This window comes from Enterobacter cloacae complex sp. CDL013 (genome assembly GCF_049238805.1).
Lineage (GTDB): Bacteria > Pseudomonadota > Gammaproteobacteria > Enterobacterales > Enterobacteriaceae > Enterobacter > Enterobacter hormaechei_C.
Genome location: NZ_JBMKGT010000001.1, coordinates 55,581 through 71,703 on the forward strand (window position 1 = coordinate 55,581; position 16,123 = coordinate 71,703).

At 57.7% G+C, this 16,123-nt stretch carries 9 protein-coding genes; 2 read left to right on the top strand and 7 right to left on the bottom strand.

Annotation, left to right across the window (positions count from 1 at the left end; all coding sequences use genetic code 11):
• Nucleotides 1–9: 9 nt before the first annotated feature.
• On the bottom strand, nucleotides 10–4,470 hold the full coding sequence (gene gltB, locus ACOTXD_RS00270; RefSeq protein ID WP_003860454.1) for a glutamate synthase large subunit: 4,461 nt from the start codon (nucleotides 4,468–4,470) through the stop codon (nucleotides 10–12).
• A 687-nt stretch (nucleotides 4,471–5,157) separates the two neighbouring features.
• On the opposite strand from gltB, the gene ACOTXD_RS00275 reads away from it, so the two are divergent.
• Entirely contained in the window at nucleotides 5,158–6,099 is a 942-nt protein-coding gene (locus ACOTXD_RS00275; RefSeq protein WP_057979951.1) for a TIGR01212 family radical SAM protein, read from the top strand.
• Here ACOTXD_RS00275 and ACOTXD_RS00280 read toward each other — a convergent pair.
• The gene (locus ACOTXD_RS00280) at nucleotides 6,079–7,581 is read right to left on the bottom strand and encodes a helicase HerA-like C-terminal domain-containing protein (RefSeq protein WP_022651918.1); all 1,503 of its coding nucleotides are present in this window, start codon (nucleotides 7,579–7,581) and stop codon (nucleotides 6,079–6,081) included. The genes ACOTXD_RS00275 and ACOTXD_RS00280 overlap by 21 nt on opposite strands.
• 137 nt (nucleotides 7,582–7,718) lie before the next feature.
• Here ACOTXD_RS00280 and ACOTXD_RS00285 point away from each other — a divergent pair, with 137 nt between their 5' ends.
• Nucleotides 7,719–9,365 carry a dihydroxyacetone kinase subunit DhaK gene (locus tag ACOTXD_RS00285; protein ID WP_022651917.1) on the top strand — a complete coding sequence of 549 codons (1,647 nt, stop codon included), beginning with the start codon at nucleotides 7,719–7,721 and terminating at the stop codon, nucleotides 9,363–9,365.
• Nucleotides 9,366–9,512: 147 nt separating this feature from the next.
• Here the strand turns inward: ACOTXD_RS00285 and ahr are convergent, their stop codons facing one another.
• The 5 genes from ahr to pepA all read right to left on the bottom strand — a co-directional run bounded on the left by ahr (nucleotide 9,513) and on the right by pepA (nucleotide 16,121).
• Nucleotides 9,513–10,532, bottom strand: coding sequence for an NADPH-dependent aldehyde reductase Ahr (gene ahr, locus ACOTXD_RS00290; protein WP_003861889.1), 1,020 nt, complete (start codon nucleotides 10,530–10,532; stop codon nucleotides 9,513–9,515).
• 83 nt (nucleotides 10,533–10,615) lie between these two features.
• Nucleotides 10,616–11,119, bottom strand: a complete 504-nt coding sequence (locus ACOTXD_RS00295) for a GNAT family N-acetyltransferase (RefSeq protein ID WP_003861887.1) — start codon at nucleotides 11,117–11,119, stop codon at nucleotides 10,616–10,618.
• Between the two features lie 123 nt (nucleotides 11,120–11,242).
• Nucleotides 11,243–14,098, bottom strand: a complete 2,856-nt coding sequence (locus ACOTXD_RS00300) for a valine--tRNA ligase (RefSeq protein WP_017382726.1) — start codon at nucleotides 14,096–14,098, stop codon at nucleotides 11,243–11,245.
• Nucleotides 14,098–14,541: a DNA polymerase III subunit chi gene (gene holC, locus ACOTXD_RS00305; protein WP_003861884.1), complete on the bottom strand. Its 444-nt coding sequence runs from the start codon at nucleotides 14,539–14,541 to the stop codon at nucleotides 14,098–14,100. Before holC ends, ACOTXD_RS00300 begins: the two co-directional genes overlap by 1 nt.
• A gap of 68 nt (nucleotides 14,542–14,609) precedes the next feature.
• Entirely contained in the window at nucleotides 14,610–16,121 is a 1,512-nt protein-coding gene (pepA, locus tag ACOTXD_RS00310) for a leucyl aminopeptidase (RefSeq protein ID WP_003861882.1), read from the bottom strand.
• Nucleotides 16,122–16,123 lie beyond the last annotated feature (2 nt).

Consider the following 16,123-nt stretch of genomic DNA (forward strand, 5'->3'; position numbering starts at 1 on the left):
CTGAATTCCTTACTGCGCCTGCACGCGCAGCTCTGCTGCGCTACGACTACGGTGACCCAACAGGGCTTTAACATCGCTGGACTTCGGCTTAACCAGCGCGAATTTCGCAGAGAACGCCGGCCAGTTGGCCAGGATCTCTTCGCCGCGCGAAGAACCGGTATGCTGCACGTGTTCGGTAATTAAGCCGCGCAGGTGTTCTTCGTGGATGGCCAGAGTATCAACGTCCAGCACTTCCACCAGCTCAGGGTTCACGCGTTTGCGGAACTCACCGTCTTCATCCAGGACGTAGGCAAAACCGCCCGTCATGCCCGCGCCAAAGTTCACGCCGGTTTTACCCAGGACGCACACAATTCCGCCCGTCATGTATTCACAGCCGTTATCGCCGATGCCTTCCACCACGGTGATGGCGCCGGAGTTACGCACCGCAAAACGCTCGCCCGCACGGCCCGCGGCAAACAGACGACCGCCGGTTGCACCGTACAGACAGGTATTGCCGATGATGCTTGCTTCATGGCTGCGGAAGGCTGAACCAACCGGAGGACGCACCGCCAGCAGACCGCCCGCCATGCCCTTTCCGACGTAGTCGTTGGCATCACCGGTCAGGTATAACTCAACGCCACCCGCGTTCCACACGCCGAAGCTCTGACCCGCAGTACCGCTGAAGTGCGCGGTAATGGGATCCGACGCCAGACCCTGATCACCGTGCGTTTGCGCGATGTAACCGGAGAGAGACGCACCCACGGAACGGTCGGTGTTGCGGATATCAAACCAGAACGTTTTGCTCTGCTTCTCGTCCACGTACGGCTTCGCCTGTTGCAGCAGCTGCGCGTTCAGCACGCCGTTGTCGAACGGCGGGTTGTTCTCGGTACAGTAAACCGCTTTGCCAGGATGCGGCTGAGCGGTTTCCAGCAGCTTGGACAGCTCCAGCTTCTGCTGCTTGGCCGTGAAGCCCTCAAGCTCTTTCAGCAGGTCGGTACGGCCAATCAGATCCACCAGACGCTTCACGCCCAGCTGCGCCATCAGCTCGCGGGTTTCACGGGCGATGAAGTCAAAGTAGTTAGTCACTTTGAACGGCAGGCCGTGATAGTGGTTCTTACGCAGCTTTTCGTCCTGGGTAGCAACGCCCGTTGCACAGTTGTTCAGGTGGCAAATACGCAGGTATTTACAGCCGAGCGCAACCATTGGGCCGGTACCAAAGCCGAAGCTTTCCGCTCCCAGAATCGCCGCTTTGATGATGTCGAGTCCGGTTTTCAGCCCACCGTCCACCTGCAAACGGATCTTGTGACGCAGGCCGTTAGCGACCAGCGCCTGCTGGGTTTCCACCAGGCCGAGCTCCCACGGACAGCCCGCATATTTCACGGAGGAGAGCGGGCTTGCGCCGGTGCCGCCGTCGTAACCGGCGATGGTGATCAGATCCGCATAGGCTTTCGCCACGCCGGTGGCAATGGTGCCAACGCCCGGTTCGGAAACCAGCTTCACGGAGATCATCGCTTTCGGGTTGACCTGTTTCAGGTCGAAAATCAGCTGCGCCAGATCCTCGATAGAGTAAATATCGTGGTGCGGCGGCGGGGAGATCAGCGTCACGCCTGGCACCGAGTAGCGAAGCTTAGCGATGTACGGGGTGACTTTATCACCCGGCAGTTGACCGCCTTCACCCGGTTTTGCCCCCTGAGCGACCTTAATCTGGATCACGTCGGCGTTAACCAGGTACGCAGGCGTTACGCCAAAGCGACCGGACGCCACCTGCTTGATACGGGACACTTTGTTGGTGCCGTAGCGGGCCGGATCTTCACCGCCTTCGCCGGAGTTGGAGTTGCCGCCGATGCTGTTCATGGCTTCCGCCAGCGCTTCGTGGGCTTCCGGGCTCAGCGCGCCGATGGACATTGCCGCGGTATCGAAGCGTTTGAACAGCTCAGACGCGGGTTCAACCTCGTCAATGCTGACCGCTTCCTCACCCGGATTGAGGGCAATGAGATCGCGCAGCGTCGCCGCGGGACGGTTGTTCACCAGCTCAGCATACTGCTGATAATCGCTGTACTCGCCGCTCTGCACCGCCTGTTGCAGCGTGCGCACTACGTCCGGGTTATAAGCGTGATACTCACCCCCGTGGACATATTTCAGCAGGCCGCCCTGTTCCAGCGGCTTACGTGCCAGCCAGGCGCGTTTCGACAGGTTCACCAGATCCTGCTGGAAGTCAGCAAAACCGGCGCCACCGATACGGCTGACCACGCCCTGGAAGCAGAGGTTGGCGACCTCGTTATGCAGGCCGACCGCTTCAAATAGCTTCGAGCAGCGGTAAGAGGCGATGGTCGAGATGCCCATTTTGGACATGATCTTGTACAGACCTTTGTTGATGCCGTTACGGTAGTTCAGCATCACAGCACGGTAGTCTTTATCGATCGCGCGGGTATCTACCAGGCGTGCCAGCGTTTCGTAGGCCAGGTACGGATAAATCGCCGTGGCGCCAAAGCCTAACAGCACCGCAAAGTGGTGCGGGTCGCGCGCGCTCGCGGTTTCAACGATGATGTTAGCATCGCAGCGTAGGCTCTTGTCCACCAGACGCGTCTGGATAGCCCCCACCGCCATGGGGGCAGGCACCGGCAGACGGTTTTTCGCGATGTTGCGGTCAGACAGCACCAGCAGAACGGTGCCGTTACGTACCATCTGCTCGGCTTTGTCGCACAGCGCGTTCACCGTCTCTTCGAGGCTCGTTTCGGTCACGTCGAAGGTGATATCGAGCGTGTCGGCGCGATAGTGCTCCTCGGTCATGGTGGTGAGCTGTTTGAAATCGGAGTACAACAGGATCGGTGATTTAAAGGTCAGACGGTGCGCCTGGCCTTCGGCTTCACAGAATACGTTCATCTCACGGCCGATGCTGGTGGCCAGCGACATGACGTGGGCTTCGCGCAGCGGGTCTATTGGCGGGTTAGTGACCTGCGCAAACTGCTGACGGAAATAGTCGTAAATAATGCGTGGCTGGCTGGAAAGCACGGCAAACGGGGTATCGTCACCCATTGAGCCGACCGCTTCCTGGCCGTTTTCGCCGAGCACGCGAATAACCGAGTCTAGTTCTTCCGCGCTGTAGTTAAACTGCTTCTGGAAGCTCGCGAGGGTGTCATCGTCCAGCTCGCGGCTGCCCACTTCTTCGTCCGACAGATCTTCAAACGGCACCAGACGACGCACGTTTTTCTCCATCCACTCTTTGTACGGATGGCGGCTCTTCAGATCGTTGTCGGTTTCGGCGGAATGCAGAATACGCCCACCGCGGGTGTCGATCACCATCAGCTCGCCCGGACCGACGCGGCCTTTTTCGACCACTTCGTCAGGCTGGTAATCCCAGATCCCGACTTCAGAGGCGCAGGTGATGAGCTTGTCTTTAGTAATAACGTAGCGCGCCGGACGCAGACCGTTACGGTCCAGGTTACAGGCGGCAAAACGACCGTCGGACATCACGATGCCCGCCGGGCCGTCCCACGGCTCCATGTGCATGGAGTTAAAGTCGAAGAACGCGCGCAGCTCAGGGTCCATATCCGGGTTGTTCTGCCAGGCCGGTGGCACGAGCAGACGCATGGCGCGCACGATATCCATCCCGCCCGCCAGCAGCAGCTCCAGCATATTATCCATGGAGCTGGAGTCCGAGCCGGTTTCGTTGACGAACGGTGCGGCATCGTGCAGGTCCGGGATCAGCGGGGTCTGGAACTTATAGGTACGGGCGCGGGCCCACTGGCGGTTGCCGGTAATGGTGTTGATCTCACCGTTGTGCGCCAGGTAGCGGAACGGCTGAGCCAGCGGCCAGCGTGGAACGGTGTTGGTGGAGAAGCGCTGGTGGAACAGGCAAATGGCCGATTCCAGACGCAGGTCCGCCAGGTCCAGGTAGAAGCGCGGCAGGTCAGCCGGCATACACAGACCTTTATAGATGTTCACCAGGTTAGAGAGGCTACAGACGTAGAACTCTTTATCGTCCTGGAGACGTTTTTCAATGCGGCGGCGTGCGATAAACAGACGGCGTTCCATATCACGCGGACGCCAGCCCGCAGGCGCGTTGACGAAAATCTGTTCAATACGAGGCAGCGAGGAGAGGGCGATTTCACCGAGCACCCCTTCGTTGGTTGGCACATCGCGCCAGCCGACAATCGACAGGGTTTCACGCTGAAGTTCTTCTTCAACGATGCGGCGTGACGCGGCAGCTTTTTCTGGATCCTGATTCAGGAACAGCATACCGACAGCGTAGTTTTTGGCTAAACGCCAGCCGCGCTCTTCCGCCACGATGCGGAAGAAACGATCCGGTTTTTGCAGCAGCAGACCGCAACCGTCGCCGGTTTTACCATCGGCAAGGATGGCGCCACGGTGCTGCATACGGGCCAGTGCGTGAATAGCAGTACGCACTACCTTGTGGCTAGGTTCGCCTTCTATGTGGGCGATCAGGCCGAAACCACAGTTATCCTTCTCAAGGGATTTATCGTACAACATATCAGTGAACCTCCCCAGGCTCGTCGGGCTTCCCACTGAACTTTACCGTGGCGCACAGGCGCAGAAAGAGCATGGCGACGGGGTTAGCGTTTCATACGCGGACCTCGCATTCGCCCTCTTTTTCATCCTTTTGCGCAGGTAAACAAGTTTGAGGACTTGCTTCAGAGGGAATCTCAATTACTGCATAAATATGATGAGCAGGCCGCTCATCCAGAAAGCTTCCAGCGGATTTCCAACTTATCGGGAATTGGTACACAGGTCAAATGGCAATCTTATTTATACAAAAATGTGCTAAAGAGTGCTTATCTAGTTGTTTTTATTGTGTATTTAACTATTTTTACAACCGCTTAAAGCACCGGGCAGGTGCAGGGGAGTGTGATCTGACTCACTATACGAAAGCGGTATTATCGATGCAGCGTGCTGAAATGCAGATTTATAGCAGAATATTAATCTGGTGTTGCATTCAATGCCGCATAAAATCACTGTTTTTCAGTCCTGGCGCTATAAATGAAAAAAACCATCAGAACATAAGGAAAAGTAATTACGTTCAGGGTGAATGAAATGTCGGTAATCGTGATTATTTATTCAAATAGATAAAAGCCGTCCAGGGCGATTGATCCAGGTCATCGCCGACAGAGGCTAAAAATGGCAGGCTTGTCCCCTTTCTTCGGGACGGTCTATCAGATTATGCAGTTACAGAAATTAGTCAATATGTTTGGTGGGGATCTTTTGCAGCGCTACGGACAAAAGGTTCATAAACTGACGCTGCACGGCGGCTTTAGCTGCCCGAACCGCGATGGCACCATCGGGCGTGGTGGCTGCACCTTCTGTAACGTGGCCTCGTTTGCTGACGAGGCCCAGCAGCATAAATCTATCGCTGAACAGCTCGCCCATCAGGCGAGTCTGGTGAACCGCGCGAAGCAGTATCTGGCCTATTTCCAGGCCTATACCAGCACGTGGGCGGAGGTGCAGGTGCTGCGCTCGATGTATCAGCAGGCGGTTGCTCAAGCGAACATTGTCGGGCTGTGCGTGGGGACGCGTCCGGACTGCGTGCCGGACGCCGTGCTGGATTTACTTAGCGAGTACAAAGAGAAGGGCTACGAGATCTGGCTAGAGCTGGGCTTGCAGACCGCGCATGACAAAACCCTGCACCGTATCAATCGCGGGCATGATTTCGCCTGCTATCAGCGCACCACGCGTCTCGCCCGCGAGCGTGGATTAAAAGTCTGCTCGCATCTGATTGTCGGCTTGCCGGGAGAAGGGCAGCAGCACGGGCTGGAAACGCTGGAAAAAGTCGTTGAGACCGGCGTGGATGGCATTAAGCTGCATCCGCTGCATATCGTGAAGGGCAGCATAATGGCGAAAGCCTGGGAAGCGGGGCGGTTATGTGGTATCGAACTCGACGACTATACGGTGACGGCGGGGGAAATGATTCGCCACACGCCGCCGGAGATTGTTTACCACCGCATCTCGGCAAGCGCCCGCCGTCCAACGCTTCTGGCACCGCTCTGGTGTGAGAACCGCTGGACGGGGATGCTGGAAATCAACCGCTATCTACAGGAGAACGGCGTACAGGGGTCGGCGCTTGGCCGCCCGTGGGTTCCCCCGCTACCGGCGACGGCCGCCTAGCAGACTTCCCAGCATGCCGCGTACTATCTGGTTGGTAATCTGACGCGTCGCGCTTTTTGCCATGGTCTGAACCACGCCATCGCGTTTGCCACCGCGTGGCCCGGTGCTGCCGAACAGAATATCTTTCAGCCCGCCGAGAATGCCGTCGTCCACGGCAACAGATTGCCCTTTTGCGGCAGGCGCATCCTGCGATTCGGCAGTCGCCTGCACCCCTTTTTGCAGCATCTCGAACGCCGATTCGCGATCCACCTCGTCTTCATACTTTCCGTACACCGGGGAGTGGTTAATCAGGCCGTTGCGTTCATCGTCCGTTACCGGACCCATGCGCGAGCAGGGCGCAATCACCATCGCGCGCTCGACAACTGTCGGGCTGCCTTTTGCATCGAGGAACGAAATCAGCGCTTCACCGGTGCCCAGCGCCTGAATGGCGGTTTCGGTATCAAAGGCCGGATTGACACGCATGGTTTGCGCCGCGGCTTTCACCGCTTTCTGATCTTTCGGCGTAAAGGCGCGCAGGGCGTGCTGCACGCGGTTACCCAACTGCCCCAGTACGTTGTCCGGAATATCCGACGGGTTTTGCGACACAAACCAGACCCCGACGCCTTTGGAGCGGATCAGGCGGATAACCTGTTCAATTTTATCCAGCAGCACCTGCGGCGCGTCGTTAAACAACAGGTGCGCTTCGTCAAAGAAGAACACCAGTTTGGGTTTTTCCAGATCGCCTGCTTCCGGCAGTTGTTCGTACAGTTCAGAGAGCATCCACAGCAGGCTGGCGGCGTAAAGCTTCGGCATCTGGTAGAGCTTCTCTGCGCTCAGAATGTTGATGATGCCTTTGCCGCTGCTGTCGGTACGCATCCAGTCTTTGATATCCAGCATTGGCTCGCCGAAGAAGTGTTCGGCGCCCTGCTGCTCCAGCGTCAGGAGCCCGCGCTGAATGGCGCCCACTGAGGCGCTGCTAATATTGCCGTACTGGTTCTGGAAGGATTTGGCGTTATCGCCAATGTACTGGGTGATGGCGCGCAGATCTTTGAAGTCGAGCAGCAGTAGCCCCTGATCGTCGGCGATACGGAAGATAATGTTCAGCACGCCGGACTGCACGTCGTTGAGGTTAAGCAGACGAGCCAGCAGCAGCGGGCCGAGGTCGGAGACGGTGGCACGCACCGGATGCCCTTTTTCGCCGAAGATATCCCAGACCACCACCGGATTACCGTGCGGCGTCCAGTCCGTGATACCGATATTTTTCAGGCGCTCAAGCAGTTTTTCTGACGCTGCACCTTCCTGAGCCACCCCAGTTAAATCGCCCTTCACGTCAGCCATAAAAACCGGCACGCCAGTCTCTGACAACGACTCAGCCAGCTTTTGCAGGGTAACGGTTTTTCCCGTCCCGGTCGCGCCGGTGATCAGGCCATGACGGTTCGCCATCGCGGGCAGTAAAAACAGCTCTTTTTCCAGCGTCCTGGCGATTAGCAATGGTGTACTCATGATGCACGTCCTCTCGTAGTCCTGGGTGGAGTATAGGCAACCTGACGGCAAAATGTCTGCGTAAATTCCTCACTTTGCGGCGCATTATCCAGTGCGGACTATGCTTTTGCATACGGTAAACAAAATTTTGGGAAACTATGTCCAGATTCTTTTTTAACGACCGCAAACAGCTTGTCAACGATGCCATTGAAGGCATACTTCTCTCCGCGCCGCACGGTAATCTCGTCAAACTGGATATCGATCCGGCCATCCGCGTGGTGGCTCGCGGCGACTGGGATAAAAGTCGCGTGGCGGTGATCTCCGGTGGCGGCTCCGGCCATGAACCGGCACATGCCGGGTTCGTCGGCAAAGGCATGCTTACCGCAGCGGTGTGTGGCGATCTGTTCGCCTCCCCAAGCGTGGATGCGGTCCTCAATGCCATTGTGGCGGTGACGGGCGACCGTGGCTGCCTGCTGATTGTGAAAAACTACACCGGCGACCGGCTTAACTTTGGCCTGGCGGCGGAAAAAGCCAAACGCTACGGCCTTAAGGTCGAGATGGTTATCGTGGCGGATGATATCGCCCTGCCGGATAACAAGCAGCCGCGTGGTATCGCGGGAACGGCGCTGGTGCATAAAATTGCGGGATATGCGGCAGAGCAGGGGAAATCGCTAAACGACGTGCGGGATATTGCGCAACAGGCCTGCGATAACCTCTGGAGCCTGGGCGTGGCGATGCAAACGTGCAACCTGCCGGGCAGCGATGATGAAGGGGGGCGCATTAAACAAGGCCATGTCGAGCTGGGTTTGGGCATTCACGGCGAGCCGGGAGCTTCCGTCGTGGATACGCAAAACAGCAAAGCCATTATCGACACGCTGGTGACGCCGTTACGCGCGCAGGCGGGGGAAGGGCGTTTTGCGGTGCTGATTAACAATCTTGGTGGCGTATCGGCGTTGGAGATGGCGCTGCTGACCAAAGAGCTGGCGCACTCGGCGCTGAAAGAGAACATTGCGTATCTGATTGGCCCGGCGCCGCTGGTGAGTGCGCTGGATATGAAAGGCTTTTCGTTAACGCTGCTAAAGCTCAACGATTTCTTCGAGAAGGCGATTCACGCCGAGGTCGAGACGCTGGGCTGGCAGAAGCCCGTGGCGTTCGCGCCCCTGCGTACCGTCCCACATAGCGCCCTTCATGATCGCGTGGAATATGCCCCGTCGGACAATACGGAGGTGAGCGAGGCCGTCGCCTCGGTAACGAAAACATTGATTCAGCTGGAAAACCGCCTTAACGCGCTGGATGCCAAAGTAGGCGATGGCGACACGGGCTCCACTTTTGCGCAAGGGGCGCGGGATATTGCGCAGCGACTTGAGGAGAACAACCTGCCCCTTAACGACGTGCCGACATTACTCCTGCTGGTAGGCGAGCGGCTGGCAACGGTGATGGGCGGATCGAGTGGGGTGTTGATGTCGATCTTCTTCACGGCGGCAGGACAAAAGCTTCACGATGGACAGCCGCTACCTGAAGCCTTGCTGAGCGGACTTGCGCAGATGAAGCAGTATGGCGGCGCGGATCTCGGCGATCGTACGCTGATCGATGCGCTGCAACCGGCGCTGGAGGCGTTACAGAAAGGCAATATTCAGGCGGCAGCGCAGGCCGCGCAGCAGGGCGCCGAAGCAACGGCAAAAATGGCGAAAGCCGGCGCGGGACGCTCGTCGTATGTGAATAAAGAGAATCTGGACGGGGTGATGGATCCGGGGGCAGTCGCGGTGGCGGAAGTTTTTAAGACCATGGTAGATGCAAAACGGTAACAACCGTTACCGTTTTTAGTGTTTGCGCCCTCTCCCTGTGAGCTGAGGGATCCCCACAAAATAATGCCTGCACAGACGGCCCCCTCTCCCTTGAGGGAGAGGGTTGGGGTGAGGGCATCAGGCCGCACATTCCCCGGCAATGTCACATCAAAAATCCGCTTTCAACACCACGCGGTAGCGGGCTTTGCCGTCGCGCACGTGCTGGATTGCTTCGTTGATTTTTGACATCGGATACAGCTCGGTGGTGGGTGCCACTTTTGTGCGTCCGGCAAACTTCATCAGCTTGCGCAGCTCGTACGGTGTACCGGTCGCGGAGCCTGACACGCTGCGATCCCCGCCGATCAGGGTAAACGCCGGAACCGGCAGCGGCTTCATCACCGCACCCACGGTGTGGAAGTTACCGCCGTAGGCCAGCGCTTCAAAGTACGGCTGCCAGTCGAGATCGACGTTTACCGTGTTGATGATCAGGTCAAACTGGCCTGCCAGGGCGGTGAGTGCCTGAGGATCGCGGCTGTTCACCACTTTATCCGCACCCATCGCCAGCACTTCCTGCTCTTTCGCCGGGTTAGAGCTGAACGCCGTCACTTCACAGCCCATCGCATGCAGCAGTTTGATGGCAATATGCCCCAGACCGCCAATACCGATCACGCCGACGCGGCTGGTGGCGGTGATGTGATGCATCAGCAGCGGTTTAAATACGGTGATACCGCCACACAGCAGCGGACCTGCGGATTCAATATCAATGCTGTCCGGCAGCGGGATAACCCATTGCCAGTCGGCGCGCAGCTTATCGGCGAAACCGCCCTTGTTAAGGATGGTCGGCGTTGCGCCCTCAAGGCAGTTGATCTGGTTGCCGCTGATACAGGCATCGCAGTGACCGCAGCTGCGTGCCGTCCAGCCGATACCCACGCGCTGGCCCACTTTCAGCCCTTTGTCCTGCGCGGCGCTGCCGAGCGCCACGACGCGGCCAATGACTTCGTGCCCGGCAACCAGCGGATAGCTGGAAAAGCCCCATTCATTGTCGATCATCGAGAGATCCGAGTGGCAGATCCCGCAGTAATCAACCTGTACTTCGACGTCTTCCGCTTTTAGTTCGCCCGCATCGTACTCGTACAGCTCAAGTTCTGCACCCGCCTGCGGTGCGGCGTAGCTTTTTATCTTCGACATCGCGTTTCCCCTGTTTTGGTGTGAACTGTGAGTGTAGAGCATTCAGTTTACAGACGCTTAACAGAAGACGGCAGGAACGAAACTTACAGACTTTTCAGCATCCTGACTTCGCAGTCCACGTGGCCCGTGCAGCCCAGTGGCGCATCGATATGCTCAAAGCCCAGATGCTCATACAGGCCAATGGCCTCTTTAAGGAAAGCGGTGGTTTCGAGGTAGCAACGTTTAAAGCCCTGTGATCGTGCATGTTCCAGGGCGACCAGCGCCAGCTTTTTCGCCAGGCCTTGTCCGCGTATCGTTGGCAGGAAATACATTTTCTGAAGTTCACAGATATCCGGCTCGCTGCAAAGCAGTGGGGCAATGCCGCCGCCGCCCACGACCTGGCCGTCCTGTTCAATGACCCAGTAGGCATGACCCGGCTGGCTGTACAGCTGAAAAAGTTCGTCCAGATTGGGGTCGGCCACGGTGTAGCCTTTGTCGGCGGTCAGGCCATATTCGGCAGAAACCGTGCGGATAACGGCGGCGATAGCCGGGTTGTCCTGCTCAGTGATCCGACGCATTGTCGTCGCGACGGGGGTAATCACGCTCATAGCATTACTCATGACAAAAATTGACACACAACTGCTGTTAATAGCACCGCAGAAAGGGGAGTGCAAGCGAGGAGTTTTCAGGAAGGATACCCCTTACGCCCTGAAGCGTAAGGGGTAAAAGCATTACAGGGCTGCGATAACCGCCTGCTGCTCGATCAGTTTGGTCTTCGCATCGGCGAAGGCAACCAGACGCTCACGCTCTTTGGCGATGACCGCTTCCGGCGCGCGGGCCACAAAGCCCTCGTTCGCCAGTTTGCTTTCGATTTTGCCAATTTCCACGTCGACTTTCGCCACTTCTTTCGCCAGACGCGCCAGCTCCGCGTCTTTGTCGATCAGACCCGCCATCGGGATCAGCAGCTCCGCGCCGTCGATGATTTTGGTCACGGAAACCGGACCTTTGTCATCGGCAGGCAGCACGGTAATGCTTTCCAGACGCGCCATGGTTTTCAGGAAGGTGTTGTTCTCGGTGACGCGACGAACGGCAGCTTCGCTGCAACCGCGCAGCAGCAGTTCCAGTGGTTTACCCGGAGCGATATTCATTTCCGCGCGGATGTTACGTACCGCAACGATCGCCTGTTTCAGCCACTCGGTATCCGCAGACGCGGCTTCATCCACTTTCGCGGCGTCGAATGCCGGGAACGGCTGGAGCATGATGGTATCGGCATTAATACCGGCAATCACCTTCACGCGCTGCCAGATGGTTTCGGTAATGAATGGAATGATCGGGTGCGCAAGGCGCAGCAGACCTTCCAGAACGGTAATCAGCGTATTACGCGTGCCGCGCAGTTCCGCTTCAGAACCGCCGTTCATGACCGGCTTCGCCAGCTCCAGGTACCAGTCGCAGAACTGGTTCCAGGTGAATTCGTACAGAATGCCTGCCGCGATGTCGAAGCGGTAGCTGTCCAGCGCGTCGCGGAACGCTTTCACCGTCTGGTTAAATTCCGCCAGGATCCAGCGGTCTGCCAGGGAGAGGGTCATCTCGCCGCCATTGAAGCCGCAATCCTGATCTTCGGTGTTCATCAGCACGAAGCGGCTGGCGTTCCACAGCTTGTTACAGAAGTTACGGTAACCTTCCAGACGCTTCATATCCCAGTTGATGTCACGGCCGGTGGAGGCCAGCGCCGCCAGGGTGAAGCGCAGGGCGTCGGTACCGTGAGATTCGATCCCGTTCGGGAACTGCTTCTCGGTACGCTTGCGGATTTTCTCCGCCAGCTGCGGCTGCATCATATTGCCGGTACGTTTTTCCAGCAGCTCTTCCAGAGAGATACCGTCCACCATATCCAGCGGGTCGATAACGTTACCCTTGGATTTGGACATCTTCTGGCCTTCGTCGTCGCGGATCAGGCCGGTCATGTAAACGGTATGGAACGGAACCTGCGGCTTGCCGTCTTCGTCTTTGATGAAGTGCATGGTCATCATGATCATGCGGGCGATCCAGAAGAAGATGATGTCGAAGCCGGAGACCATCACGCTGGTTGGGTGGAACTGACGCAGCGCGTCGGTGTTTTCCGGCCAGCCGAGGGTAGAGAAGGTCCACAGCGCGGAGGAGAACCAGGTATCCAGCACGTCTTCATCCTGGCGCAGGGCAACGTCAGCGCCCAGGTTGTTTTCCTGACGCACTTCCTCTTCGGTGCGGCCAACGTAGACATTGCCTTCGTTGTCGTACCACGCCGGGATACGGTGACCCCACCACAGCTGACGGGAAATACACCAGTCCTGAATATCGCGCATCCAGGAGAAGTACATGTTTTCGTACTGCTTCGGCACGAACTGAATGCTGCCGTTCTCAACCGCTTCCACAGCCGGTTTCGCCAGCACGTCGGCACGCACGTACCACTGGTCGGTCAGCATTGGCTCGATAACTACGCCGCCACGGTCGCCGTACGGCACGGTCAGATCGTGAGGCTTAATCTCTTCCAGCAGGCCGAGCGCGTCAACGGCGGCTACGATGGCTTTACGCGCGGCAAAGCGCTCCAGCTTCTGGAACTCAGCCGGGATGTCGCTGGAATAAACGTCGGACTCGTTGCCTTTGGTGTCATACACTTCTGCGCTTTCGCGGATATCGCCGTCGAAGGTCAGAATGTTGATCATCGGAAGTTGATGACGACGACCGACTTCATAGTCGTTGAAGTCATGCGCTGGGGTGATTTTCACGCAGCCGGTGCCTTTTTCCATGTCGGCGTGTTCGTCGCCCACAATCGGAATACGGCGGTTCACCAGCGGCAGCACCACGAATTTGCCGATCAAATCTTTATAACGCGGATCTTCCGGGTTAACGGCCACGCCGGTATCGCCCAGCAGGGTTTCCGGACGGGTGGTCGCCACCACCAGATAATCTTTGCCGTCTGCGGTTTTTGCACCGTCTGCCAGCGGATAGCGGATGTGCCACATGGAGCCTTTAGACTCGCGGTTTTCCACTTCCAGGTCAGAGATGGCGGTACGCAATTTCGGGTCCCAGTTGACCAGGCGTTTGCCGCGGTAAATCAGGTCTTCTTTGTACAGACGGACGAAGACTTCTTTCACGGCGTTGGACAGGCCTTCGTCCATGGTGAAGCGCTCGCGCTCCCAGTCCACGGAGTTGCCGAGGCGGCGCATCTGACGGGTAATGGTGCCGCCGGATTCTGCCTTCCACTGCCAGATTTTGTCGATGAACGCGTCGCGACCGTAGTCGTGGCGGGTTTTACCCTCTTCAGCGGCAATTTTACGCTCAACCACCATCTGGGTCGCGATACCCGCGTGGTCAGTCCCCGCCTGCCACAGGGTGTTTTTGCCCTGCATGCGCTGGTAGCGGATCATGGTGTCCATGATGGTCTGCTGGAAAGCATGCCCCATATGCAAACTGCCGGTGACGTTCGGCGGCGGGATCATGATACAGAAGGACTCTTTGCTTTCGTCGCCGTTAGGCTTGAAATAGCCCTGCTGTTCCCAGTGCTCGTAAAGCGGCTGTTCGATATCGCGTGGGTTATATGTCTTTTCCATTATTTCCAGGTTGCCGTATTCAGGTTAAAACCGGCCAGGCGGTACGCTTTGTAGCGTTCGCGCGCCAGTTGTTTCAAAGATTCTTCGTAAGGGACAAAGTCTACCACTTCTGTGAAAGCGGTGGCAAAATCTGCAAAGTCTGTCCGCAGGCTAATGAGAATATCGCGCGCGCTACTGTTGCGTTTTTGCGGCCAGGCAATCTCCACCGGTGCCCCGCCGCGTGGACCTTCGCCCGACAGGTTATGCGGAACAAAACTCTCCGGCGGGCGCGCCCATAGCGCTTCATCCAGGCGAATTGCTTGCTGCTCATCTTCACAGGCAATCAGGACGCGTTTACCTGCGCGCCAACGTTCTGCGGCAATTTCACACACCAGTTGTTCAACGGCGCTGAGGCCATCCTGATGGGTGTCATTGTCCAGAAGGTAGAACGTTGCATTCTTCATATATGGGGTTTCTTGTCGTGGATTTAAATGCAAAGCCGGGTAAGCGTAGCGCCACCCGGCGTTTATCATTACTCGTCGCCGTTAAAACCCGCACGATTGAGCAGGAACTGCGACAGCAGCGCCACCGGACGTCCGGTCGCGCCTTTGGCTTTACCGGAGCGCCATGCGGTCCCCGCGATGTCCAGGTGCGCCCAGTTGTACTTGCGGGTAAAGCGCGCCAGGAAGCAGCCCGCGGTAATCGCCCCGCCAGGACGACCGCCGATGTTTGCCATGTCTGCGAAGTTAGACTCCAGTTGTTCCTGGAACTCGTCCCCCAGCGGCAGACGCCACGCGCGGTCGCCGGCCTGTTCGGACGCGCCGATCAGTTCATGCGCCAGCGGGTTGTGGTTCGACATCAGGCCGGTGATGTGATGCCCCAGCGCAATCACGCAGGCGCCGGTCAGTGTAGCCACGTCAATCACCGCTTCAGGTTCGAAACGCTCAACGTAGGTCAGCACGTCGCACAGTACCAGACGGCCTTCGGCGTCGGTGTTCAGCACCTCAACGGTCTGGCCGGACATGGTGGTCAGCACATCACCAGGACGATAAGCGCGGCCGCCAGGCATGTTTTCGCAGCCCGCCAGCACGCCGATCACGTTGATGGGCAACTGAAGTTCCGCGACCATGCGCATAACGCCGTAAACCGCCGCCGCGCCGCACATGTCGTACTTCATCTCATCCATGCCTTCTGAAGGCTTGATGGAGATACCGCCTGAGTCGAAGGTCAGCCCTTTACCGACGAGCACGATCGGACGCGCATCTTCAGACGGATTGCCCTTGTACTCAATGACTGACATCAGGGATTCGTTCTGGGAGCCGTTACCGACCGCCAGATAAGAGTGCATCCCCAGCTCTTTCATCTGCTGTTCGCCGATAACGCGGGTGATAACGTTCTTGCTGTAGGCGTCAGCCAGCTGGCGCGCCTGAGACGCCAGGTACGCGGCGTTACAGATGTTTGGCGGCATATTGCCAAGATCTTTTGCCGCTTTGATACCGGCGGCAATGGCCAGACCGTGCTGAATGGCGCGCTCGCCGCTGGTCAGCTCGCGACGGGTTGGCACGTTAAAGACCATTTTACGCAGCGGGCGACGCGGCTCGCTTTTGGTGGTCTTCAGCTGATCAAAGCTGTAGAGGCTCTCTTTTGCGGTTTCGACGGCCTGGCGCACCTTCCAGTACGTGTTGCGGCCCTTAACGTGCAGCTCCGTCAGGAAGCAGACGGCTTCCATCGAACCAGTATCATTCAGTGTATTAATGGTTTTCTGAATAACCTGCTTGTACTGGCGCTCATCAAGCTCACGTTCTTTACCACAGCCAATCAGCAGAATACGCTCGGACAGGACGTTCGGAACATGGTGCAGCAACAAGGTCTGCCCTGGTTTGCCTTCCAGTTCGCCACGGCGCAGCAGGGCGCTGATATAGCCGTCGCTGATTTTATCGAGTTGCTCGGCGATCGGGGAGAGTCGGCGTGGTTCAAAGACGCCCACAACGATGCAGGCACTCCGCTGTTTCTCCGGGCTACCGCTTTTTACACTGAACTCCATGC

Coding starts and splice junctions, on each gene's coding strand:
- ahr (WP_003861889.1), bottom strand. CDS start 10,532: ATGTCGAAGATAAAAAGCTACGCCGCACCGCAGGCGGGTGCAGAACTT.
- holC (WP_003861884.1), bottom strand. CDS start 14,541: ATGAAGAATGCAACGTTCTACCTTCTGGACAATGACACCCATCAGGAT.
- pepA (WP_003861882.1), bottom strand. CDS start 16,121: ATGGAGTTCAGTGTAAAAAGCGGTAGCCCGGAGAAACAGCGGAGTGCC.
- ACOTXD_RS00285 (WP_022651917.1), top strand. CDS start 7,719: ATGTCCAGATTCTTTTTTAACGACCGCAAACAGCTTGTCAACGATGCC.
- ACOTXD_RS00280 (WP_022651918.1), bottom strand. CDS start 7,581: ATGAGTACACCATTGCTAATCGCCAGGACGCTGGAAAAAGAGCTGTTT.
- gltB (WP_003860454.1), bottom strand. CDS start 4,470: ATGTTGTACGATAAATCCCTTGAGAAGGATAACTGTGGTTTCGGCCTG.
- ACOTXD_RS00295 (WP_003861887.1), bottom strand. CDS start 11,119: ATGAGCGTGATTACCCCCGTCGCGACGACAATGCGTCGGATCACTGAG.
- ACOTXD_RS00300 (WP_017382726.1), bottom strand. CDS start 14,098: ATGGAAAAGACATATAACCCACGCGATATCGAACAGCCGCTTTACGAG.
- ACOTXD_RS00275 (WP_057979951.1), top strand. CDS start 5,158: ATGCAGTTACAGAAATTAGTCAATATGTTTGGTGGGGATCTTTTGCAG.